Below are 21,554 nucleotides of genomic sequence, written 5' to 3'. Positions count from 1 at the left end.
GAGAACCTATCAGGTAATGTCTCGGCGTAGGAAATGTGGGACAGGCCGGTCCAGCTCGAAGATGACGGTCATGGGGGCATCACCTCGTGCCTCCGTGGCTCGTACCTCGCCCATGTAGAAGGCGGGGGTGTGTGAGCGCCGCTGGACGAACAGGTGGAGTGACACTCCGTTCCGCGCGTGCTCCAGCACCTCCCGGCCCGCGTTGTTCGCGCGAGTCATCTTGTTCTGGCTGGTCCACGAGAAGCGCTGCTCCGAGAGGAAGTGGTTCTGGTAACGGTGCGTCTCCTTCGCGCCGCTCGTGTCGAGCTTGGTGATGATGACGCCGTGCTGGTCGAACCACAGGATGCCGGTGTTGTGGCGGATGGGGTCGTACTGCTTCCCGAAGTGGCGGACGATTTCAGGGCGTGTGTAGGGGACGTGATGTGCCAGGTCCGAGGGACTCCGCAGGACGCCGCCGTGGCGCTCCAGGTGGTCCTTGTTCACTGTGTACAGCAGGCGTCCCTCCACCTGGGAAAGCAGCTCGGGTCCGATGCCCTCGAAGAGGATGGGGCTCAGGCGGCCCCCGGAGAGCAGATCTGCCGGAAGCTTCGTGGCCAGGGTCTTCCATGCTCGTGAGGCTTCGATCGGTACGTGCTCGACCTGCCACTGGGGGTACTTTCGGAAGAACTCCTCGTAGCCGGCCTCCGGCTGCTCGGGCCGGGTGATGAGTCCCCAGAGCAGGGCATAGGGGCCAACCCGGGGGGCCTGCCAGTCTACTTCCAGGGCCCTCAGGAACCTCCGGACCGCATGGTGCTCGGGGAGTCCCACCGCCCAGGGCGGCAGGTCTCGATGTGCCTGCTGGCAGTCGAGCCAGGTGCCGAAGACCTCGCGGAAGTCACTCAGCTCGGGCAGCTCGTCGCGGTGCCAGAGGTCGAGGGGAAGCGGAGACCGGCCGAGCGCCTCCCGGAGTGATTGATAGGCTCCGGTGCAGCGCTCACGCCGCGTGACTTCCCTGCGGCTCTTCTCCAGCAACTCCTGGGTGCGCCGCTCCAGGATGACCTCGCAGTCGCGAGGAGGCTTCAGGGTGAAGCCCTGGATGTCGGCGCGGGCCCCCGTGCCCTGGGGGAAGTGAAGGGCCTTGAGGGACGCCCAACTGCTCCGATGATGGCCGACGAAGTCGAGGACGGTCAGCACCTCCGTTCCCGGATACAGGCGCAGCCCGCGCCCCAGTTGCTGGAGGAACAGCGAGGCGGAGTCCGTGGGGCGCAGGAAGAGGAGCGAGTTGATGGCCGGGATGTCGACGCCCTCGTTCAAGACGTCCGCGGCGAACAGCCACTCCAGCGGGTCGTCCACGTCCGCCAGCCTGCGGTAAAGGTGCTCACGCACCTCGACGGGCTGCTCTCCCGAGACGACCTCGGCGTGCTGGTTCCTCCGCTTGAAGGCCTCCGCCATGAACCGGGCGTGGCGGATGCTGGCGCAGAAGCCCACCGTCGCGCGCTTCGGACCGTCGAAGCCGCGCAGGAGCGCCTGCTCCAGCACCAGCTCGGCGCGCGTGTCGATGGACAGCTCCCGCTCCAGGGCTTCGATGGAGAACCTCCCGTTCCTCCAGGGAACCCGCGCGAAGTCGACGGTCTCGTCCGCGATGCCGAAGTAATGGAAGGGCAGGAGCCAGCCGCGCTCGATGGCCTCGGGGAGGCGCATCTCGTAGGCGATGTTCCAGTTGCACCATTCGAGCACGTCGTGCCCGTCCTGACGTTCAGGCGTGGCCGTCATCCCCAGGAGGAACGCGTCCTGGAGGAGGGGGCGCAGCGGCTGATAGCTCGGGGCCTCCGCGTGATGGAACTCGTCGATGATGACGTAGTCCCACTTGCGCCCGAGCAGCGCGGTGTTGTCACGAAGGCCCTGCACCGTCGCGAAGACCCCGTCCGCGTCCAGCCCCAGGTGCCCGCCACCGGCCAACCCGAGCTGGTGGTCGTGCAGCACGTCACGGAAGGCCCTGAGGGCCTGCGTGAGGTGTTCGAGGCGATGCGAGACATACAGGACGTTCCGCGCACCGCTCGCGGACACGTCGAAGGCCGCGAGATACGTCTTTCCCAGCCCGGTCGCGGCGATGACCGCCGCGCGGCGTTCACCTCTCGCGCGCAGCTCGGCCAGCTTCCGCAACGCTTCACGCTGCGCCGGGTTGGGCTCCGGCCGTGGCCGTGGCGCATCCGCTGCCAGCAGCGGGGGAGCGGGTACACGCTCCCGGCGGCGCCGGCCCTGGTACCACCGGATCAGCTCCTGGCTCAGGGGGCGGACATCGGGCCGGGTCCAGAGCGTGTCGAACTGCCGCCGGGTCTGCTCGAGGCTCTCGGGCCCCGAGGCGCGGATGTTCCACTCGAGATTGGTGGCGAGACCGCCCTTGGTGAGGTTGGAGGAGCCCGCCCAGCATTCACCGACCGTGTTCCCATTGAACCACCAGAACTTGGCGTGAAAAGGAGTGCGGCCCTCCTGGACCCGGCACTCGACACCCTCCAACTTCAGGAGTGCTTCCAGCGCCTCGGGCTGCGTCAGCTCCTGATAGGTCGATGTGAGAAGCTTGATGCGGCCCCCTCGCCTGGCCATTTCCCGGAGCGGGTCCACGAGGAGCTGCAGGCCGCTGGAGCGGGTGAAGGAGATCGCGAAGCGCGCCTCCTCGGCTCGTGCCAGTCCGGCTCGCACGATGTCGAGCATTCGCAGCTCGCCGGGGAAGTTCAGGACCGAGTGCTCGGAGGCCAGGGACATCGGAGCCAGGTTAGTTTGGGGATGATTTCGGCGGAAGGTGCGCAACCCGATCCACCTGGGACCGGGAACTGGAGCACGTCCGGACTAACGACGAGCGCCGCCTCCACTCCGACCACGACACGGTCGTGGCGACCTACCGGCTCAGGTAGTCCCAAAGGGTCTGGCTCTCATGCTGAGTCCCGAGGCGGCTGCCCGGCGCGGCCTGACCAACCTGTCCGACTGTCCGACAGGTTTGCGCCATGTGTCGCCGGAAGGGGCCACAGCCTGCTGCTCAGTCGCTCAGGATGAGAACCACACCCCTGCGGACCGTCGCTGCCGCGCTGGTCCCGGCCCAGCGGTACCCGCTCAGCGCCAGCCGCGCGAGCGGGGAGGTTGGCGACCAACCCCACGGTGACGTTGAAGCAGTAGAAGTGGGTGATGCGCACTGCGAAGAACCACGCGTTGAGCCGCAGGTAGGCGTCGAGGTACAGGTGGCGCGTGGAGTGCTGGACCCCTGACCTACCGGGGCTTCGGTTTGGGCTGAGGCGAGGGCTCCGGCACTGGCTTCGCGTCGTCGCCGACGACCGCCGCCACCGCGAACACCACCAGGCCCACGAAGCCGGCCAGCGCGAGTAGCTCTCCCCAACCCGGGGATGATGCCTTGGGCTGCTCGGTCACCACCGCAGCGGCCCGCTGCGCTCGCTTCATCGCTTCGCGGACCTGGGCGTCCAGCGCCTGGACCTCAAGCCCGAACACGCGGGCAAGCTGACTGAAGAGGTACGCGTCCGGCTGCTTTCCGCTTTCGATCTTCGACAGCATCGACTGGGAGATGCCCAGCCGATGGGCCAGCGCGGCCTGGGTCATGTCCCCATGCTGCTTCCGGAGCTGGGCAATCACCTGGCCCAGCACCAGACCATAGGCCTCGCCTTCCCTGGAGTCCGGTCCCCCGTGGGGGCTGTGCGCGCGTGACATGGCCCACCTTCATAAACCGGAGTCCCAGGCGCTTCCAGGTCAAAGGAATTGGGCCTGTGCTTCGGAATAAAATTCCTATGTCAGCTTGCCAGCACGAATTCGTAGGTTATATCGAGAAAGCGCTCGTATGCCTGGCCGGTGGCCCGCCCACCGATTACCCCCTGGCCTGAAGGGCGCCAACGAAAGAAACCTATGAAAATTCAAGGACTTATCACGATGCTGCAAGAGCTCCCGGGCGGTGGCCTGGGCACACTGCTGAAGTGCAGGGACGAGGCGGGACAGTTGTTCGTCGCCAAGTTCCCGAAGGACGCCTCACCGGAGAACCAACGGCTCATCGACGACGAGGCTCGGCGGCTCCAGCGGCACCAGGGCCGTTACGTCGTGAAGTACCTGGAGCCTGTGTCGCTCCAGGACGGGCGCCGGGGCTTCGCGATGGAGTTGATGGACGGGGACCTCACGCCCCTGGTCCGCCAGCGGGCGTCCGTGGAGCGGGTCCTGAGTTACCTGTTCACGGTGGCCCAGGGGCTGGAGGACATCCATGACTCCGCGCCGGGCGCGTTCCACGGCGACCTAAAGACCGGGAACATCCTGCACAAGGACGGGAGCGCGAAGCTCGCGGACTTCGGCCTTGCCCGGGGCGGCCTGGGACAGACGGTCATGTTCGGCCAGCACACTGGCGGAACGCCGGGCTACATGCCTCCGGAGGGGACAGCGTCCCAGTCCGGAGACATCTACTCCCTGGGGGCGGTGGCGTTCGCGCTCCTGGTGGGCCAGGAGCCCCAGCCCCGTGAGGTGCTACGCATCCAGATTCCGGGGTGGCCCGACCTGGAGCAGCTCATCAACCAGATGCTCTCGCCCGACGTGCGGCTGCGGCCCAACATCCGCCAGGTCCGGATGCGGCTCGAAGCGCAGCGGGCCCGGGCGTCGGCTCCAGCTCCGGTCCAGCACTTCCTTCCGAAGCGGAACACGCTCCGGACTTCATTTCCGCCGCCTCCGGCCCCGGCCCCGACCTCGTCGTATGGCGTGGGGGTCGCGGTCGCCTTGGCGCTGTTCGTGGGCGCGGGTCTCCTCCTGGCGGCGAGCAAGGACTGACCATGGCCGAATCGAACGCGCATCGGTGGGCGAAGTACCGCTCCGCGGGCTTCGGTGGCCGAGTCGAAGTTCTGTTGCCGAGCGGAAGGCGGCTGGACGCGCTGTCCCGGAACAGGGTCTGGGGGACAGAGGTGGAAAAGTCCGGCACCTTCGCGCGACTGCGACTGGCGGTGGAACGGCTCCTGGAAAGCGGTGTGCCCCAGAAGGTACTCAAGGTTCCCGCGGCGGACATGCGACTCGCGGCCGCCGTGCTCCGGCGCATGGGAGTTTCCGCCTGGGTGCGGAACCTGGATGGGTCGCGGGAGTTCTTTGTCCGGATCTGACTCGGTGACGCGGCGCTCCGGGAGCCAGCCTCTTGGAGCGCCGTACGCTGAATCCACGAAGCTTGGGAGGGCTTCCGCCCGCGTCCTGTCTTCTCTCTCCTCCGTGGGGTGGTCAGCCCGGCACGTCAGCCGAGGCGACAACTTCCCTGACACAGGGGGGCGCGGGTGGGGTCGGGAAGTGAGCTCGTGTGAGCTCCGCGAGAAGGTCGTCGAAGTTCACGAGCTACTCGCTAAGGTGATTCAAAGTGGAGCCAGCACGCGACTCCATGAGGACCGGCGTGCTGGCTTCATCAGCTCCGCCGTCTACCCCGCCGAGCTCACGCCCTGATTCTTCATCAGGTGCTCGCCGTACTCCTCACGCAGCTTGCTCTTGAGGAACTTGCCCGTGGAGTTGCGCGGAATCTGCGGGACGAAGAAGTAGTCATCCGGCATCCAGAACTTCGCGAACTGCTTCGCCAGGTGCGCCGCCAGCTCCTCCTTCGTCGCCGTCTGCCCCGGCTTCAGCGCCACCGCCGCCAGCGGCCGCTCGTCCCACTTCGCGTGCCTCCCGGCGAACACCGCCGCCTCCAGCACCGCCGGGTGCGCCATCAGCGCGTTCTCCAGCGCCACCGACGAAATCCACTCGCCACCGGACTTGATGACGTCCTTCGACCGGTCGCAGATGCGGACATACCCGTCCCCATCGATGGTGACGACGTCCCCCGTCTTGAACCACCCGTCCGCCGTGAAGCGGTCCGGGCCCTCGCCGCCGAAGTACGAGCCCGCCACCCACGGCCCCCGCACCTCCAGCTCGCCCATCGTCTTCCCGTCCCACGGGAGAATCCGCCCGTCGTCCGCCACCACCCGCGTCTCCACGAAGGGCAGCGCGAAGCCCTGCGACGCCCGCGCCGCCAGCTGCGCCTCCTGCGATGCGTCCCGCAGCTCGCCCTTCAGCTTCGCCATGGTGCCCACCGGGCTCAGCTCCGTCATGCCCCAGGCGTGCACCACCTCCAGCCCGTGCCGCTGCTTGAAGCCGTCAATCAGCGACGGCGGCGCCGCCGAGCCGCCAATCAGCATCGACCGCACCCGGCTCAGGTCCCACTTCTTCGGGTCCTGGTCCAGCAGCGCGAGGATTCCCAGCCAGATGGTCGGCACCCCGCCCGCCATCGTCACCTTCTCCGCCGCCATCAGCTCCAGCAGCGACAGCGGGTCCAGGTGCGGCCCGGGGAACACCAGCTTCGCCCCCGTGAGCACCGCGTCGAACGCCAGCCCCCACGCCGCCGCGTGGAACATGGGCACCACCGGCAGCACCGTGTCCGCCTCGCGCATGCCCGTCGCGTCCGGCATGCAGCACGCCAGCGTGTGCAGCACGATGGAGCGGTGGCTGTACAGCACGCCCTTCGGGTTGCCCGTCGTCCCCGACGTGTAGCAGAGCATCGCCGCCGAGTTCTCCTCCAGCTTCGGGAAGTCGAAGGACTCCGACTCCGCCGCCAGGAGCTGCTCGTAGTCCAGCTTCCCCTCCGGCGCCGGCCCCGAGTCCGGCACCACGATGACGTGGCGCAGGCTGGGCACCTGCGCCGCGAACTTCTCGAACAGCGGCAGCAGCGAGTGGTCCACCACCACCACCGTGTCCTCCGCGTGCCGAGCGATGTAGGCCAGGTCGTTCGGGTGCAGGCGCAGGTTCAGCGTGTGCACCACCGCGCCCATCGCCGGCACGCCGTAGTACACCTCCAGGTGCCGGTAGTGGTTCCAGCTCAGCGTGGCGACCCTGTCGCCGGGCTTCACCCCCAGCCGCGTCAGCGCGTTCATCAGCCGGCACGTGCGCTTGTAGAAGTCCGCGAACGTGTAGCGGTGCAGTGACTTGTCGGGGTTGCGGCTGACGATTTCCGAGCGCGAATAGTACGTACGCGCGCGCTCCAGGAAGTGGGTCAGGGTGAGCGGGAAGTCCATCATCCGTCCGGCGAGCATCGGCACCATCCCTTGTCCGTGAGGAGTGAGGGGGCCGATGCTACCGGAACCCCGGGCCCCGGGTTCAGGGCCTCGGGGGAATGTCGCGTCAGCCGAAGAACACCTGTGCCACCTCGAAGAACTCCTTCGGCACCTTCTTCAGCTCGCGGGTGGCGTCCGCCAGGTCCACGGTGACGATGTCATTGCCCTTGAGCGCGGCCATCTTCCCGAACTCGCCGCGGGCCACCATGTCGCAGGCATGGACGCCGTAGCGGGTGGCCAGCACGCGGTCATGCGGCGTGGGCGCGCCGCCGCGCTGGATGTGGCCCAGCACGGACACGCGCGTCTCGAAGCCGGTGCGCCGCTCGATTTCGTGCGCGACGATGGTGCCCACGCCGCCCAGGCGCGGCCGGCCTGCCTCGTCCAGCGCGCCGCTGGTGACGAGCTGCTCGCTCTGGTCCGAGGACGTCTTGATGCGCGTGCCCTCCGCCACCACGACGATGGAGAAGGTGCGCCCGCCCGCGTGGCGGCGCTGGATGTGCTCGGCCACCTTCGCCAGGTCGGCCGGAATCTCCGGCACCAGGATGACGTCCGCGCCGCCGGCGATGCCCGCGTAGGTGGCAATCCAGCCCACGTGCCGTCCCATGACCTCGCAGACGATGACGCGCTTGTGGGACTCGGCGGTGGAGTGCAGCCGGTCGATGGCCTCCGTCGCGATTTCCACCGCGGTGTCGAAGCCGAACGTGAAGTCCGTGGCGTTGATGTCGTTGTCGATGGTCTTCGGCACCCCGACGATGCGCAGCCCCTCCTGGGACATGCGCGTGGCGGCCGACAGCGTGCCCTCGCCACCGATGGCGATGATGGCGTGGATGCCGTTGCGCTCCACGGCGCGCTTCACGCGCTCCAGGCCGTTCTCCACCTTGAAGGGGTTGACGCGGGAGGTGCCGAGGATGGTGCCGCCCCGGTGGAGGATGCCGGACGTGGTCTCCCGGGTGAGCCGGAAGTGGTTGTCCTCCAGCAGGCCCTTCCACCCATCGCGGAGCCCCATCATCTCGAAGCCGTGCTCCGCGGCACGGCGGACGACTGCGCGGATGACTGCGTTGAGGCCGGGGCAGTCGCCCCCGCCGGTCAGTACGGCAACTTTCATATGAGAATGTTCTAGCGCGCCCCGCGCCAGACGGAACCCCTCAAATGGAACCGAGCGCTCACCCGGGGACTTTCCGGCGCTAGCCGAACACTGCCGGTCGCCGGTCCTTCCACGGGTGGGCTGCCTCCAACTGGGCGGCCAGCCGGAAGAGGGTGGCCTCGTCGCCGAAGCGGCCGATGAACTGCACGCCCACGGGCAGTCCCTCGCGACTCCAGTGCAGCGGCACGCTCATGGCCGGCAGCCCCGTCATGTTCGCCAGCGGGCAGTAGGGCGTGAAGGCGGCTGAGCGGAAGAGCGGCGCCAGCGGCTCGTCGGGCGGGGCGGCGAAGGTGCCCAGCGGCGGGGCGGGCTCCGTGACGGTGGGCAGCAGCCACACGTCCACGTCCTCGAAGCGGCGGGCGATGAGCCGGCTGAAGCGCTGCAGCTGTGCGCTGGCCAGCAGGTAGGCCGACAGCCCCTGGCCCAGCCCGAACTGATAGAGCGCCCAGGTGAAGGCCTCGAAGTGCTCCGCCTCCGGCGTGCGGCCCAGGCGCTGCGCCAGCCGGTCGATGCCATAGACGACGCCGCCGGCCCACACCGTCATGAAGGCCTGGCCCAGGGCCTCGTCGCCGGGCACCTCCAGGCTGCCCTCCAGCACGGAGTGTCCCAGGCCTTCCAGCAGGCGGGCGGTGGCGGCGACGGCCGTCAGGCTCTCGGGGTGAACGGGGGCGTCCACGGAGTTGCGCAGCGCCAGGCCGATGCGCAGGCGCCCCGGCGGCGCACCCACCTCCAGTGCGTAGGGCCGGGCCTTGGGCGGGGCAATGTAGGGCGCGCCCTCGTCCGGGCCCTCGGTGGCGTCCAGCAGGGCCGCGCTGTCGCGCACGGAGCGGGTGAGGGCGTGCTCCGCCAGAATCCAGTGGTAGGGGTCCGCCAGGTCCGGCCCCAGCGGGTTGCGGCCGCGCGTGGGCTTGAGGCCGAAGAGGCCGCAGCACGACGCGGGGATGCGGATGGAGCCGCCGCCGTCCGCCGCGTGGGCGAAGGGCACCATGCCGCTGGCCACCGCCGCCGCCGCGCCGCCGCTGCTGCCGCCGGGGCTGCGCTCCAGGTTCCACGGGTTGCGGCAGGGGCCCAACAGCTCGCTCTCCGTGGTGGGCAGGAGTCCGAGCTCGGGCGTGTTCGTCTTGCCCAGCACCACCAGCCCGGCGCGCAGGTGGCGCTTCACCAGCTCGCTGTCGTGGTCCGCCACGAAGTCCTTGCCGAAGCGCGAGCCCCCGGTGAGCGGGTAGCCCTCCTGGGCCGTGAGCAGGTCCTTCAGGAGGAAGGGGACGCCGGTGAAGGGGCCCGTCGGCAGCGCGCCCTTCGCCCGCAGGCGCGCGGTGTCGAACTGGGTGTGGACCACCGCGTTCAGCTTCGGGTTGTGGCGCTCGATGCGGGCAATGGCCGCGTCCACGAGCTCCAGCGGGGTGACCTCACGCCGGCGGACGAGCTCCGCCTGGGCCGTTGCATCGAGGCTGACAAAGGGGTCCATGCTCCGGACTCTACCCCTGGGGGCCGGACGAGCAGGCGCACCCCACTTGTCGTCATACCGACTGGTGGGTATGGTTACTGGCAGTGAGGGTGAGATGGCCCAGGAGGCACCGCACGAGTCGAAGGTCCGGCTGCTGGACGCGGCCCTGCACGTCATCCGTGCGCGGGGCTACGCGGCCACGCGCATCGACGATGTCTGCGCCGAGGCCGGGCTGACGAAGGGCAGCTTCTTCCACCACTTCGACAGCAAGGAGGACCTGGCGCTCGCGGCGGTGGAGCACTTCGGGGCCATGGCCGACGCCCTGTTCGAGGCCGCGCCGTCCCACCGGGCCGAGGACCCGCTGGAGCGGGTGCTGGGCTACGTGGACTTCCGCATCGCCATGCTCCAGGGCGCGCTGCCGGAGTTCACCTGCCTGCACGGGACGCTGGTGCAGGAGACCTACGACACGCACCCGGCCCTGCGCGAGGCGTGCAACCGGTACATGAGCGCGCACTCCGCGCGTGTGGCCCAGGACCTCGCCGAGGCGAAGCGCCGCCACACCCCCGCTGCCACGTGGAGCCCGGACGGCCTCGCGCTCCACATCCAGGCCGTGCTCCAGGGCGCCTTCATCCTGGCCAAGGCGCGGCAGGGTCCGGAGGTGGCCGCGGACTGCCTGCGCCACCTGCGCCGCTACCTGGAGCTGCTCTTCACCCACCCGCAGCCAGAGGAGAAGCCGGCATGACGACCGCGACATTGCAGGAGCGGTACTCGAAGGATGAGGCGGACATTCGAGCGCTCATCGGCGCCATCCACCAGGCCCACCATGACAAGGACGCGGCCGCCATCGTCGCGAAGTACACGGAGGACGCGCCCATCTTCGACCTGGCGCCGCCGCTCTACCACCGGGGGATGAACCGTCAGGAGCTGGCGGCCTGGCTGGACACCTGGGAGGGGCCCGTGGACATCGAGTCGAGAGACCTCCGCGTCCACATCAGCGGAGACCTGGCCTTCTGCCATGGCCTCAACCAGGTCAGCGCCACGACGAAGGCGGGCGGTGAGCGGGCCGTCTTCTGGATTCGCGCGACGATATGTCTGCGCAAGACCGGGAGCACCTGGCGCATCGTCCACGAGCACACGTCGGTGCCCTTCTACATGGACGGCAGCTTCCGGGCCGCCACGGACCTTCAGCCCTGAGCATGGGCAGTCGCGGCCCCTGCGACTGCACAGGGGGTGACGGAAGGAGCCGCCCCTTTGCGCCCGGAAGTGAACGGGGCGGCCACGGCGCGCTCGCGTGGCCACCCGCGCTCCCTATGCTCCCGCGCCCCTCCACTCCGGGCTTCGTGTGAATCCGCGCATCTTCGACTCTGAACAGGACGCCGCCGTCGCCTGCGCGGCCCGCATCGCCGACGCGGTGCGCGCCCGGCCCTCGCTGGTGCTCGGACTGCCCACCGGCCGCACGCCGCTCAATGTCTACCGGGAGCTGGTGGCGCTCCAGGCGCGCGGGGCGCTGGATTTGTCACGCGCCAGCACCTTCAACCTGGACGAGTTCCACGGCGTGTCCGCCGAGGACGCGGGCAGCTTCCGCGCGTACATGGACCGGCACTTCTTCCAGCACGTCAACCTTGCGCCCGAGCGCATCCACTTCCTCGACGGCAGCGCGCCGGACGCGGAAGCGGAGTGCGCGCGCTACGAGGCGGAGCTCACCGCTGCTGGAGGGCTGGACCTGGTGCTGCTGGGCATCGGTGGCAACGGGCACCTCGCCTTCAACGAGCCCGGTGACAGCCTCCTGGCGCCGTGCCACCGCACGAAGCTGAGCCGCGACACAAGGCTGGCCAACGCCATGCTCTTCGGGGACGACGCCTCGCGCGTGCCGCTGGAGGCGCTGACGCTGGGCATGGGCGCCATCCTCCAGGCCCGGAGCGTGGTGCTGCTGGCGTTCGGCGAGAGCAAGGCGGAGGCGGTGCGGGCCATGGTGGAAGGGCCCGTCACCCCGCGCTGCCCTGCCTCCTTCCTCCAGCTCCACCGCGACGTGGCGGTGTGGGTGGACCCGCCCGCCGCCAGCGCGCTCTCCCGCGCTCAGTAGGTGGTGTTGCCGGGCACCTGGGACACCCGGGCCGAGTGCCGCTCGCGCACCTGACGCAGCAGGCGGAGGAACTCCTCGCGATCCGCCTGGCCCTCCAGCGCTCCCTCCGCGAGGGCCTCGGCCGTGGCGAGGCTCCAGTCCCCCGCCTGGGGCGCTCCGCGCAGGATGTCCGCCGTGCCCGCCACCGCCACGGCGAAGCGCAGGTCCGCGGACGCCTCCCTCAGTGACTTGCCCACCGCGGCGCGCTCCAGCAGGAAGCGCTGCTCCGCGGCCTCCACGCCGTCCGGCCGCTTCGCGCGCACGCGCACCGTGGCCAGGCGCTCGCCCGCGCCGGTCGGCTCCACCTCGTACAGCGCGGTGACGGAGTGGCCCGCGCCAATCTCGCCCCCGTCCACCGCGTCGTTGCGGAAGTCCTTGTCCGCCACGGCGCGGTTCTCATAGCCCAGCAGCCGGTAGCCGCGCACCGCGTCGGGGTCGAAGTCCACCTGCACCTTCACGTCCTTCGCGATGACCTCCAGCGTGCCCGTCAGCTTCTCCTGGAAGACGCGCCGGGCCTCCTTCTCGGAGTCGATGTAGAAGCAGTTGCCGTTGCCCTTGTTCGCGAGCCGCTCCATCAGGCCGTCGCGGTAGTTGCCCTGGCCGAAGCCGATGGTGGACAGCGTCACGCCCTCCTCCACGTAGCCGGCGATGCTCTTCATCATGTCGTCCGCCGTCCGGTTGCGGCCCAGGTTGGTGTCCCCGTCGGTGAGCACCACCACGCGAGACACGACGCCCGGGCCCGCCTTGCGCGCGGCCTGCTGGTAGGCCAGCTCCAGGCCGTCTCCCATGGCGGTGCCGCCACCCGTGCTCAGCGAGTCGATGGCGTCGATGATGTCCTCACGCTCATTCGCGGGCGTGGGCTCCAGCACCGTGCGCACGTCCCCCGCGTAGGTGGTGATGGCCACCGTGTCCCGCGCGTTCAGCCCCTCCAGCGCCAGCCGCATGGACGTCTTCGCCAGGTCCAGCCGGTCGGCGCCGCGCATGGAGCCGCTGGTGTCCACCAGGAAGACCAGGTGCGTGGGCTTGCGCTCGCTCTTGGCCACCTGCCGGCCCTGGAGCCCCACCTTCAGCACCAGCCGCCCTTCGGTGAAGGGCGACGGCACGGCCTCCAGGTCCACGTGGAAGTCACCCTCGTCCGGCTCCGGCAGGCGGTAGCGGAAGGCATTCACCCACTCCTCCACGCGCACCGAGTCCTGGTGGGGCAGCCCGCCTCCCTCCACCGCGCGGCGGAACAGCGCGTAGGACGCGGTGTCCACGTCCACGGCGAAGGTGGACAGGCGGTCCGTCCGGGTGTCGGTGTAGGGGCTGGGAGCGTGCCGGACATGGGTGTTCCCGGAGGCGAGCGGCTGGGCGGACGCGCCCTCCTCGGAGTCCGCACCGAAGCTGCGCATGGTCTTCCGGTCGTAGGTTCCCCCCACGTCGGCATTGCCGGACAGGGATGAGGCGCTGGCGCCCATCAGCTTGCGGACGTTGTCGCCCAACAGGGTGAGGGTGGCGACGGTGCCCAGGACTGCCAGCAGGGCGATGCTGCCGATGGTGAAGCGTCTGCTCATGGAAGGCCTCGGGGTGCGGGAGGAAGCGGTGGTGTCTGCTTCGTCGCACGGGCCCCGGGGCGCGCGCGTCCGTCATTCGCCCGAGGTCGGCCGACGGGAGGAGGTCGGTCAACCGGCGGATGGCGGAGCCCGCGCGTGCGGCTGCTCCCTCGGAGCGCCGCGCTCAGCCGCGCCGCGCGCCCGTCGCGACGGCGGGCCGGGGCGGGGCCTCACCGGAGGCGGGCGGCTTCGCGCGGGCCGGAGCGGCGGGCTTCGGCTTCGCCCGGGCCTGGGGCGCAGCGGGGCGGGGCGGGGGCGGCCGGAAGTGCGCCCAGGCGGTGAGCACCTTGGGCACGTAGTACTCCGTCTCCCCGTTGCGAGGCACGCGGCCATTCACCGAGCCCGGGCCCGCGTTGTACGCGGCCACCGCGAGCCGCACGTCGCGGAAGCGCCGGAGCTGCTCCGCCAGGTAGCGCGCGCTCCCGTCGATGGCGGGCTCCGGGTCGAACGGGTCCTCCACGCCCAGCATCTCCGCCGTCGTGGGCATCAGCTGCCCGGGGCCCATGGCGCCCGCGGGGGAGATGCGGTGCACCCGCGTCTCCGACTCCACCTGCACCAGCGCCCGCAGCAGGCCCGGGGGCAGCCGGTGCCGGCGCTCGGCGGCGTCGATGAGCGGCTCCAGCGGCGCGTGCCCGTTCAGCAGGCAGGCCGGCCGGTGCGCCGCGTACGCGCTCAGCGCCCCCACCTTGGCCTCCAGGAAGGAGAAGGACAGCGGGGACACGGACGTCTCGCCCAGCCAGGACACCGCGGTGTTGAGCAGCACCACCGGCGCGAGCGCGCACGGCAGCAGCCACGCCCACCATGGAATGGAGACCCCGCCCTTCGCCCGCTTGCGCGCCACACTCCACCCTTAAGGGCGCTTGGGGCCTCCGTCCAGCTTCCGGCGCCCGGGCTTCACACCCGGAGGCAGCCGCAGGCCGTCCAGCACCAGCGTGGTGAGCGCGTCCGGCAGCTCCAGCGGGTTGCCGATGTCCTCCCCGCTCAGCATCGCCAGCAGCAGCCGCTCCACCGCGCCTACCACCGCGAGCCCGCTCACCGCCGGGCGGATGGGCCGCAGCAGGCCGTGCGTGTGTGCCTTCTGGGTGATGTCCACCGCATGACGTGACACCAGCTGGGACAGCTCGGAGACCTTGGCGCGCGCGCCCACCGCCGGCCCGCGGCTCTCCTGGAGGTACAGCCTCACCACGCCCGGGTACTGCAGCAGCGCGCCGACGATGACGGCCGCCACCGCCCGGTACGCGTCGAACATGGCCTCCACGTCGCGCGCCTCCGCGAGGGAGCGCCCGCATGCCTCCATCCCCGCGAGCAGCTCGCCCCGCACCGGCTCCAGGAGCGCGTCCACCAGCGCGGCCTTGTCGACGAAGTACCGGTAGAACGTCCCCTTGGCCACCCCGGCCGCCTGGGTGATGTCGTCGATGGTGACGCCGTCCAGGCCCCGCTCCAGGAACAGCCGCAGCGCCGCGTCCTCCAGCTCCTTCGTCCGCTCGCGCCGGTGGGCCTGCCTCCGTCCGCCCGGCCGCCCGGGCTTCCTGCCCGCCTCCGGGGAGGGAGCCGTTCCAGCGCTGCGTGTGCCGTCACGGGTCATTGGCGTGCACTCCAACTTCTTGCGTTGTAGAAAAAGAGTGACCAAATAGTCATTATTCGAAGCGAGGCGTCGGCCGGGCGCCCGCTGGAGCACAACGATGATTGGCATCCCTCTGGGCTGGGCGTACTCCAATTTCGGTGAATGGGTGCTGCACAAGTACGTGCTGCACGGCCTGGGGAAGCACCGGCGGAGCTTCTGGAGCTTTCACTGGCACGAGCACCACCAGAAGTCGCGCAAGCACGACATGGTGGATGACCAGTACATGCGCTCGCTGTGGACCTGGTCGGCGAAGACGAAGGAGCTGCTGGCGCTGGTGGTGGTGGCGGCCGCGCACGCGCCGCTGTTTCCCGTGGCGCCCTTCTTCGTGGGCACGGTGTGGGCGTGCACGGCGAACTACTACCGCATCCACCGGCGCGCGCACGTGGACCCGGCGTGGGCCCGGGAGCACCTGCCGTGGCACTACGACCACCACATGGGGAAGGACCAGAACGCGAACTGGTGCGTGACGCACCCGCTGTTCGACCTCCTGTTGGGGACGCGGCGGGAGTTCCTCGGCGTGCAGCCGCCCGCGCCTCAAGAGGTGCCGGTGCCCGTGAAGGCCGGGGCTCGCGCGTGACGGCCGCGGCTCCCAGCCTCCACTGAGGGGCTGCCCGGACTTTAGAAGACGAGGTCGAAGTAGCTCGCCTTCGCGCGGACGCCGGCGCAGGCGCGCAGCGTGGCCGTCCACGACTCGAGCGGCAGCGAGCCGCGCGCGTCGAAGACGAAGTCCAGCTCCTCCTGGCGGGCCATGTCGAGCAGGTCCACGGAGCCGCTGCCGGTGAGCCGGAGCGTCTGCGTGGGGGCGGTGCCGGTGCGGCGGTACTCGCCGATGAGGATGGTCTGCTCGGTGCCGGGCTTGCGCACGGAGACGCTGGCGCGCTCGATGCCACTGAGGTCCGTGTCGGCCGTCACCTCGAAGACCTTGAGGCGCAGCTCGGTCTCCACGTCGGCGTCGTCGGGCAGCGGGTCGGCGAAGTCGCCCAGCGGGAAGGTGAGGGTCTGCTGGACGCTGGCGGTGCCGGGGAGGGCGGCGGGGAACTCGATGTCGGGCTCGGCCTTGCAGATCTCCTCGGCCTCGGCCTCGATGAAGAACAGCGAGTCGCAGCCGGAGACGAGCAGCGCGGCGGAGGCGAGCAGCAGGGCGCGGAAGGAAGTTGTGGTCATGTTCGTCGTGCTCCTGCTCAGAAGTAGAAGAGGAAGCCCACCTTCACGGAGGGGATGGTGGCGCGTACGTGGAGGTCCCGGGCGGTGACGTCCGGGTCATCCGTGGCGTCCTGGAGGAGGGCGCTCGCGTCGTCGACGTTGAGCGCCACGTAGCTGATGCCCAGGTGGAGGAAGAAGTTGAAGCGGCTGGCCGAGCCAATCTCCAGGCCGACGCTGCCGGTGACGTAGTCATAGGTGACGTCCTTGATGGCGGCGGCGCTGCGGCTGGGGCTGGCGCCGAGCCAGTCGACGACGTCGTTGTAGTCGGAGCCGAAGTAGTGCCCGGCCTCCGCGTTGAGGGACGGGGCGATGAAGGTCTGCAGCGGGAGGATGCTGGCGCCGCCGCGCAGGCCGAAGCTGAGGGTGTTGGTGGTGGGGCCGGCCTGCAGGCGCAGCCAGGGCAGGGGCCGCACCACCGCGGACAGGCCCACGCCGTGCGGCGCGCCCGCGTCCAGCAGCAGGCCGAACTTGCGCAGTCCGGGCTCACCCGAGCCGTCCTGGGCGTGGGCGGAAGTCGCGGCCGCGAGCGTGAGGAGGCAGGCCAGGGCCATGCCGTGCCTGCTGGAGAGGAGGGTCGTGCGTCGTCTCTTCGAGGATGTCGCCATCGTCATGTGCGGTTCACCGTGGTTCCGGCCCGGCGGCCATCATTCGCGCGGACGGGCGGAAAGAGAAGTCACGTCGTGGGCGAAGACCCTCGGAATGGGGGGCGCGGACACGGATTCTCGACACTCGGGGAGTGTCCGGGGTGACCTGCCGCGGTGGGCAGGACGAGGACTCCAGGCTCTCTGGGTTTTCGCCGTTTGGACGTTGCCTCGTGGTGACAGTGGGACTGGTGACCGGATGGTGCGTGGCTGCTCACCCCTGTTGAAGTCCAGACGCCCTTCCTCCCTCCCGGTCACTACCTGATGTCCGGGGCCGGTGAGACCTTCCGTTCCCGGAAAGCATCCAACGCAACCGCGTTGCGTGCTCGCCGGCCCAGGACGGGGGGACCGGATGATCGACGAAGTCGATCAACGACTGAAGGCATGGGTGGGCCGCATCGCCGGTGACGTCCCCGTCTTCCTGGGCGTGCCGGACCGTGAGTCCCTGGAGCGGGGTGTGTGCCTCTACCTGCTCGAGCTGGGACCCGCCCCTCCGCCGCGCGGAGGCACCCGCGCACCCCTCCAAATCTCCGTCTGCTACCTCGTCACCACCGGCGCCGACTCTCCCGAGCGCGCCCACCGGCTGCTGGGCGAGCTCGTCTTCGCGGCCATGGAAGAGGCCGACTTCGAGGTGGACCTCACCCCCGTGCCCACCACCGTCTGGGCCGGACTCCGGACTCCGCCGCGCCCCGGCTTCCGCCTGCGCGTGCCCGTGCGCCGCGAGCGTCCGCAGCCCGTCGTCCACCGCGTGCGCTTTCCCATCGTCACCCAGTCCATCCCCGCCGAGGCCCTGCTCGGCTGCGTGGTGGGGCCGGGCGACATCCCCATCCCCGGCGCGCTGGTCGAGCTTCCCGCGCTGAAGCTCACCACCCGCACGGATGCCAGGGGCTGCTTTCGATTTCCCCGCGTGCCGCCAGTGGCCACGCTGGGTCGGCTGGAAGTGCGGGCGAAGGGGGAGCTGCTCGCGCTGGGACCGGAGGCACTCGCCGCCCAACCACAGCCGCTGCTCATCCGCCTGCCGCTGAAGGAGGAGTGACGTGCCGAATTACCTGACGCCCGGCGTCTACGTGGAGGAGGTTCCCAGTGGGACACGCTCCATCCAGGGCGTGGGCACCACCACCGCGGCCTTCGTCGGCCGCGCGCCCGCAGTGAATGCCCGGGTCAACGAAGCCGTGGCCGTCAACGGCTGGGCCCAGTTCGTGAAGGAGTTCGCCCCACCCGGCACGCCAGGCACCGCGCTGGCTCGCGCCGTGTACGGCTTCTTCGAGAACGGAGGCCGCCGCTGCTTCATCGTCAACATCGGCAACAGCGAGAGCCTCGTCGGTGACGCCCGCCGCCGCCAGGGCGTGGCCGTGCTGGAGGAGGTGAGCGAGGTGGCCATGGTCGCCGCCCCCGGCTTCGCCGACGCCGCCGCCTGGGACGCGCTGCTGACCCACTGCGAGAAGATGCGAGACCGCATCGCCATCCTCGACGCTCCCGAGGACGTGGACGACGTGGGGCGCCTCACCAAGGTGGCCACCGGCGTCGAAGGCGGAGGCCTGCGCCCGCGCAACTCCGACCAGGGCTATGGCGCCTTCTACTACCCGTGGTTCTCCACCCCGGACCCGCTGGGCGACGGGAAGACCATGGTGAACGTGCCGCCGTCCGGCCACATCGCCGGCATCTACGCGCGCACCGACGTCACCCGCGGCGTGCACAAGGCCCCCGCCAACGAGGTGGTGCGCGGCGCCCTGCGGCTGGTGCGAGACGTGACGCCGGAGGAGCAGGGCGAGCTCAACCAGGTGGGCGTCAACTGCATCCGCTACTTCCCGCGCGGAGGCATCCGCGTCTGGGGCGCCCGCACGGTGGCGGACGGCGCCAGCGAGTGGCGCTACCTGAACGTGCGCCGGCTCTTCAACTTCGTGGAGGAGTCGATTGCCCTGGGCACCAACTGGACGGTGTTCGAGCCCAACGACGCCACGCTGTGGAAGTCCATCCGCCGCGACGTGAGCGCCTTCCTGGTGCGGCTGTGGCGCGACGGGGCGCTGATGGGACGCACGCCGGAGGAGGCCTTCTTCGTGCAGTGCGACGAGCAGACGAACACGCAGGAGACCATCGACGCGGGGCAGGTGTTCGCCGTCATCGGCCTGGCGCCGGTGAAGCCCGCGGAGTTCATCATCTTCCGCATCGGCCAGCACGCCGGTGGCGCGGAAGTGGAGGAGGTGTCCAATGGCTGAGGCCAAGGCTCCCGAGGCGCCGCCGCCGGAGCAGGATGCGAGTGCGCAGCCCGGCGTCCCGGTGGACCCGTTCCGGGGCTACAACTTCAAGCTGCTCATCGACGGGGTGAACGAGGGCCACTTCCTCTTCTGCTCCGAGCTGCACGTGAAGGTGGCCGCGCTGCGCTACCGCGAGGGCGGCGCCGGTCCGGTGGTGCGCCGGCTGCCGGGCCCCGTCTCCCATGGCGACGTGGTGCTGCGCTGTGGCTTCACCCAGTCGCCGGAGCTGTGGACCTGGTTCAGCGCCTCGGCGGACGGCCGGCCGCAGCGCAAGAACGTGTCCATCCTCATGCTCGACATCGACGGGGTGACGGAGCGGCTGCGCTGGAACCTCAACGAGTGCTGGCCGTCGGAGTGGAAGGTGCATCCGCTGGATGCGCTCGGTCAGGAAATCGCCATCGCCTCGCTCACGCTGACCTACGAGTCCCTCTCCCGTGGCTGAGACCTCCCAGACCTGGTGGCGCGGCGCCTGGGTGCGCGCCGTGGCCCGGACGGTGAAGGCGTGGGCGGAGGCCGTGCTCTCCGAGGAGGCGCGCACGGCGGCTGTGCCGCGTCCGGAGGCTCCGGGCCCCACGCCGGCCGCGCCGAAGGACGCCGGCAACGAAGCGACGGGGGCCGCGGGCAGCTCCGTGGAGGCGCTGGAGGAGCGCTGGCTCCGGGACGTCCAGGCGCGCCAGCGCGGCGCGGCCGCGGACTGGGAGGCCCGCGTGAAGCGCCGCGCGCCCCACCTGCTGGAGGGAATGACGCGCGAGGGCCGCGCGCCTCCGAGGCCCCGGGTCGCCAGCCCGCGGCCGGGCGCGCTGCCCTTCGCACGCACGGCCGTGAAGGAGCTCCACCCCGTGATGCGGCCCGAGCCTCCCCAGCGTGAGCATGACGTCGAGGTGAGACGGGACGCCCGCTCCGAGGCACCGGTGCCCGTCGGGGCCGTGGGCGCAGCTCGTGCTCCGGAGCCGCCGCCTGCTCCCGCGCCGCTGCCGACGAGGACGGGGGAGGCGCGCCCGGAGCCCGGGCCGGACGCGGTGCCGCCCATGCGGCAGGAGTCCTCCTGGGGGCTCGGGCTGGAGCTGCCCGCGGCCTTCACGTCGCGGCCTTCGCCGGTGGCGGGGCCCGCGCGCGCGGCGCCACCTGCGCCTCGCTCCGAGAACGGCACACCTGCCCGGCGCTCCCGTTGGGATGACCTTCCCGCCTTCGCGGATGAGCCCTCTCCGCGCGAGCTTCGCGCCGTTCCCCTCCTGCCCGAGGAGGAGCGCACCCTCACGGAGCTCATATCGATGCTCCCTCCGGTGACGGTTCCCCGGCCACGGCCCTCGGTCGGGGAGGGGAATGGCGCTGTTTCACGCATGGAGGACAGGGAGGCGCCTCGCAACCGCGTCACCTTCTCGGTGGACGACGACGCCTGGGCGGGCGCCCAGTCCCACCTGCCGTGGGGCGTCCGCGAGCCGGCGGCCTCGGCATCCTCGCCCGTGCCCGTCGTGCCCGTCGTGCCCGTGCCTGTCGCGCCCGTCACGCCCCAGGGCTTCCCCAGCCTGGAGGGTGAGGCTCGCTCCACCGGAGGCGCCCCGGCGTCCGAGCCTGCGCACCCCTGGCCCGAGCTGCCTCCGGCCCCACCCGAGGAGAACGTGGAAGTGGCGACGGAGCTGCGCCAGTGGGAGCGGCTGCGCCGGCTGGACCGTGAACAGCGAGGCGAGTGATGGAGCGCGTGGCCTTCCTCATCGAGCCGAGCGGCGAGCGCATCGGGTGTCTGCTCAACCCGGAGACGCTCGTCATGCGCCGGGTGGCGGGCCTGCGGCCGAGGCGCGCGCTGGGCGGCTCGCTGCCCTGGGGCGGGCCCGGGGACGATCCGCTCCTCTTCACTGGCGGAGGCAGCACCGAGCTGACGCTGGACCTGCTCTTCGACGTGGCGCTGTCGGGCTCCACGCTCCAGACGGAGGACGTGCGAGACCTCACCGAGCCGCTCTGGAAGCTGGCGGAGAACGGCCTGCGCGAGGACGGCAGCATGCGCCCTTCGCTGGCGCGGCTGGTGTGGGGCAAGCGGGGCAACTACCTGTGCGTGGTGGCCGCCGTGGCCGAGCGACTGGAGCACTTCGCCTCCACCGGCGCGCCCCGGCGCTCGTGGCTGCGGATGCGCCTGCTGCGCGTGGAGGACGAGTCCGGCACTCCCGCGCCCGTGCTCTCCCAGGAGCCGCCTGACCCGGACGCCGTGGCCGCGGCGCTGACCCCGGAGGACTACGAGGCCCACACCGTGCTCGGCGCGGGCGACGAGGAAGCGGAGGGAGGGGAGGGCGCCCCCACCGGCCAGCGCCTGGATGAAATCGCGTACCAGCGCTACGGCGACCCGTCGCTGTGGCGCCTCATCGCCGCGCTCAATGGCATCACGGACCCCAACAATCTTCCGGCGGGGTTGGTGCTGCGGCTGCCCACCGCCGAGGCGCTCCGGAGGGTGATGTGAG

At 70.6% G+C, this 21,554-nt stretch carries 21 protein-coding genes; 11 read left to right on the top strand and 10 right to left on the bottom strand.

What is annotated here, in order from left to right:
* Positions 1-9: 9 nt before the first annotated feature.
* A complete protein-coding gene (locus tag LXT23_RS30835) occupies positions 10-2,742 on the bottom strand; it encodes a DUF3427 domain-containing protein (protein WP_253983925.1) in 2,733 nt (910 codons plus the stop codon).
* Between the two features lie 498 nt (positions 2,743-3,240).
* Positions 3,241-3,693: a helix-turn-helix domain-containing protein gene (locus LXT23_RS30830; protein WP_253983924.1), complete on the bottom strand. Its 453-nt coding sequence runs from the start codon at positions 3,691-3,693 to the stop codon at positions 3,241-3,243.
* A 216-nt stretch (positions 3,694-3,909) separates the two neighbouring features.
* Here LXT23_RS30830 and LXT23_RS30825 point away from each other — a divergent pair, with 216 nt between their 5' ends.
* Positions 3,910-4,785 carry a protein kinase domain-containing protein gene (locus tag LXT23_RS30825; protein ID WP_253983923.1) on the top strand — a complete coding sequence of 292 codons (876 nt, stop codon included), beginning with the start codon at positions 3,910-3,912 and terminating at the stop codon, positions 4,783-4,785.
* Between the two features lie 2 nt (positions 4,786-4,787).
* The gene (locus tag LXT23_RS30820) at positions 4,788-5,108 is read left to right on the top strand and encodes a hypothetical protein (protein ID WP_253983922.1); all 321 of its coding nucleotides are present in this window, start codon (positions 4,788-4,790) and stop codon (positions 5,106-5,108) included.
* A gap of 303 nt (positions 5,109-5,411) precedes the next feature.
* On the opposite strand, the gene LXT23_RS30815 is transcribed toward LXT23_RS30820, so the two are convergent.
* The 3 genes from LXT23_RS30815 to LXT23_RS30805 form a co-directional block, all read right to left on the bottom strand.
* The gene (locus LXT23_RS30815; protein WP_253983921.1) at positions 5,412-7,055 is read right to left on the bottom strand and encodes a long-chain fatty acid--CoA ligase; all 1,644 of its coding nucleotides are present in this window, start codon (positions 7,053-7,055) and stop codon (positions 5,412-5,414) included.
* Positions 7,056-7,143: 88 nt separating this feature from the next.
* Positions 7,144-8,181, bottom strand: coding sequence for a 6-phosphofructokinase (locus tag LXT23_RS30810; RefSeq protein ID WP_253983920.1), 1,038 nt, complete (start codon positions 8,179-8,181; stop codon positions 7,144-7,146).
* 79 nt (positions 8,182-8,260) lie between these two features.
* Positions 8,261-9,688: an amidase gene (locus LXT23_RS30805; protein WP_253983919.1), complete on the bottom strand. Its 1,428-nt coding sequence runs from the start codon at positions 9,686-9,688 to the stop codon at positions 8,261-8,263.
* Positions 9,689-9,782: 94 nt separating this feature from the next.
* Between LXT23_RS30805 and LXT23_RS30800 the strand changes: the two genes are divergently transcribed.
* From LXT23_RS30800 to nagB, 3 genes are all read left to right on the top strand, one after another.
* Positions 9,783-10,409 carry a TetR/AcrR family transcriptional regulator gene (locus LXT23_RS30800; protein WP_253983918.1) on the top strand — a complete coding sequence of 209 codons (627 nt, stop codon included), beginning with the start codon at positions 9,783-9,785 and terminating at the stop codon, positions 10,407-10,409.
* Positions 10,406-10,861, top strand: a complete 456-nt coding sequence (locus LXT23_RS30795) for a YybH family protein (protein ID WP_253983917.1) — start codon at positions 10,406-10,408, stop codon at positions 10,859-10,861. The genes LXT23_RS30800 and LXT23_RS30795 overlap by 4 nt, the downstream gene beginning before the upstream one ends.
* A gap of 148 nt (positions 10,862-11,009) precedes the next feature.
* Entirely contained in the window at positions 11,010-11,750 is a 741-nt protein-coding gene (gene nagB, locus LXT23_RS30790) for a glucosamine-6-phosphate deaminase (RefSeq protein ID WP_253983916.1), read from the top strand.
* Here the strand turns inward: nagB and LXT23_RS30785 are convergent.
* The 3 genes from LXT23_RS30785 to LXT23_RS30775 all read right to left on the bottom strand — a co-directional run bounded on the left by LXT23_RS30785 (position 11,744) and on the right by LXT23_RS30775 (position 14,966).
* The gene (locus tag LXT23_RS30785) at positions 11,744-13,342 is read right to left on the bottom strand and encodes a vWA domain-containing protein (protein WP_253983915.1); all 1,599 of its coding nucleotides are present in this window, start codon (positions 13,340-13,342) and stop codon (positions 11,744-11,746) included. The two genes, nagB and LXT23_RS30785, sit on opposite strands and share 7 nt — an antisense overlap.
* A 163-nt stretch (positions 13,343-13,505) precedes the next feature.
* Positions 13,506-14,222 (bottom strand): lytic transglycosylase domain-containing protein, encoded by a 717-nt coding sequence (locus LXT23_RS30780; RefSeq protein WP_253983914.1) that lies wholly within the window; start codon positions 14,220-14,222, stop codon positions 13,506-13,508.
* Between the two features lie 9 nt (positions 14,223-14,231).
* Positions 14,232-14,966 (bottom strand): TetR/AcrR family transcriptional regulator, encoded by a 735-nt coding sequence (locus LXT23_RS30775; RefSeq protein WP_253983913.1) that lies wholly within the window; start codon positions 14,964-14,966, stop codon positions 14,232-14,234.
* A 97-nt stretch (positions 14,967-15,063) separates the two neighbouring features.
* Between LXT23_RS30775 and LXT23_RS30770 the strand changes: the two genes are divergently transcribed.
* Complete coding sequence (locus tag LXT23_RS30770; protein WP_253983912.1) at positions 15,064-15,582, top strand: hypothetical protein; 519 nt, start codon at positions 15,064-15,066, stop codon at positions 15,580-15,582.
* Between the two features lie 41 nt (positions 15,583-15,623).
* Here the strand turns inward: LXT23_RS30770 and LXT23_RS30765 are convergent, their stop codons facing one another.
* Together LXT23_RS30765 and LXT23_RS30760 are read right to left on the bottom strand one after the other, a co-directional pair.
* On the bottom strand, positions 15,624-16,169 hold the full coding sequence (locus LXT23_RS30765; RefSeq protein WP_253983911.1) for a hypothetical protein: 546 nt from the start codon (positions 16,167-16,169) through the stop codon (positions 15,624-15,626).
* Between the two features lie 17 nt (positions 16,170-16,186).
* Complete coding sequence (locus tag LXT23_RS30760; protein WP_253983910.1) at positions 16,187-16,819, bottom strand: hypothetical protein; 633 nt, start codon at positions 16,817-16,819, stop codon at positions 16,187-16,189.
* Positions 16,820-17,201: 382 nt separating this feature from the next.
* On the opposite strand from LXT23_RS30760, the gene LXT23_RS30755 reads away from it, so the two are divergent.
* From LXT23_RS30755 to LXT23_RS30735, 5 genes are read left to right on the top strand one after another with little or no spacing between them, the layout of a single operon-like run.
* Positions 17,202-17,885 carry a carboxypeptidase-like regulatory domain-containing protein gene (locus tag LXT23_RS30755; RefSeq protein WP_253983909.1) on the top strand — a complete coding sequence of 228 codons (684 nt, stop codon included), beginning with the start codon at positions 17,202-17,204 and terminating at the stop codon, positions 17,883-17,885.
* A gap of 1 nt (position 17,886) precedes the next feature.
* Positions 17,887-19,065, top strand: coding sequence for a phage tail sheath family protein (locus LXT23_RS30750; RefSeq protein WP_253983908.1), 1,179 nt, complete (start codon positions 17,887-17,889; stop codon positions 19,063-19,065).
* On the top strand, positions 19,058-19,546 hold the full coding sequence (locus LXT23_RS30745; RefSeq protein ID WP_253983907.1) for a phage tail protein: 489 nt from the start codon (positions 19,058-19,060) through the stop codon (positions 19,544-19,546). Before LXT23_RS30750 ends, LXT23_RS30745 begins: the two co-directional genes overlap by 8 nt.
* Positions 19,539-20,795, top strand: a complete 1,257-nt coding sequence (locus LXT23_RS30740) for a hypothetical protein (RefSeq protein WP_253983906.1) — start codon at positions 19,539-19,541, stop codon at positions 20,793-20,795. The genes LXT23_RS30745 and LXT23_RS30740 overlap by 8 nt, the downstream gene beginning before the upstream one ends.
* Entirely contained in the window at positions 20,795-21,553 is a 759-nt protein-coding gene (locus tag LXT23_RS30735) for a CIS tube protein (protein WP_253983905.1), read from the top strand. The genes LXT23_RS30740 and LXT23_RS30735 overlap by 1 nt, the downstream gene beginning before the upstream one ends.
* The last annotated feature ends 1 nt before the right edge of the window (position 21,554 follow it).

It is taken from the genome of Pyxidicoccus xibeiensis (assembly GCF_024198175.1).
GTDB classification, from domain to species: Bacteria; Myxococcota; Myxococcia; order Myxococcales; family Myxococcaceae; genus Myxococcus; species Myxococcus xibeiensis.
Note: the sequence above shows the minus strand (reverse complement) of the source record. Positions and strands in the feature narration are given on the sequence as shown.

Coding starts and splice junctions, on each gene's coding strand:
- LXT23_RS30820 (WP_253983922.1), top strand. CDS start 4,788: ATGGCCGAATCGAACGCGCATCGGTGGGCGAAGTACCGCTCCGCGGGC.
- LXT23_RS30830 (WP_253983924.1), bottom strand. CDS start 3,693: ATGTCACGCGCGCACAGCCCCCACGGGGGACCGGACTCCAGGGAAGGC.
- LXT23_RS30785 (WP_253983915.1), bottom strand. CDS start 13,342: ATGAGCAGACGCTTCACCATCGGCAGCATCGCCCTGCTGGCAGTCCTG.
- LXT23_RS30795 (WP_253983917.1), top strand. CDS start 10,406: ATGACGACCGCGACATTGCAGGAGCGGTACTCGAAGGATGAGGCGGAC.
- LXT23_RS30815 (WP_253983921.1), bottom strand. CDS start 7,055: ATGCTCGCCGGACGGATGATGGACTTCCCGCTCACCCTGACCCACTTC.
- LXT23_RS30775 (WP_253983913.1), bottom strand. CDS start 14,966: ATGACCCGTGACGGCACACGCAGCGCTGGAACGGCTCCCTCCCCGGAG.
- LXT23_RS30755 (WP_253983909.1), top strand. CDS start 17,202: ATGATCGACGAAGTCGATCAACGACTGAAGGCATGGGTGGGCCGCATC.
- LXT23_RS30770 (WP_253983912.1), top strand. CDS start 15,064: ATGATTGGCATCCCTCTGGGCTGGGCGTACTCCAATTTCGGTGAATGG.
- LXT23_RS30745 (WP_253983907.1), top strand. CDS start 19,058: ATGGCTGAGGCCAAGGCTCCCGAGGCGCCGCCGCCGGAGCAGGATGCG.
- LXT23_RS30810 (WP_253983920.1), bottom strand. CDS start 8,181: ATGAAAGTTGCCGTACTGACCGGCGGGGGCGACTGCCCCGGCCTCAAC.
- LXT23_RS30835 (WP_253983925.1), bottom strand. CDS start 2,742: ATGTCCCTGGCCTCCGAGCACTCGGTCCTGAACTTCCCCGGCGAGCTG.
- LXT23_RS30805 (WP_253983919.1), bottom strand. CDS start 9,688: ATGGACCCCTTTGTCAGCCTCGATGCAACGGCCCAGGCGGAGCTCGTC.
- LXT23_RS30825 (WP_253983923.1), top strand. CDS start 3,910: ATGCTGCAAGAGCTCCCGGGCGGTGGCCTGGGCACACTGCTGAAGTGC.
- LXT23_RS30735 (WP_253983905.1), top strand. CDS start 20,795: ATGGAGCGCGTGGCCTTCCTCATCGAGCCGAGCGGCGAGCGCATCGGG.
- LXT23_RS30765 (WP_253983911.1), bottom strand. CDS start 16,169: ATGACCACAACTTCCTTCCGCGCCCTGCTGCTCGCCTCCGCCGCGCTG.
- LXT23_RS30800 (WP_253983918.1), top strand. CDS start 9,783: ATGGCCCAGGAGGCACCGCACGAGTCGAAGGTCCGGCTGCTGGACGCG.
- LXT23_RS30760 (WP_253983910.1), bottom strand. CDS start 16,819: ATGACGATGGCGACATCCTCGAAGAGACGACGCACGACCCTCCTCTCC.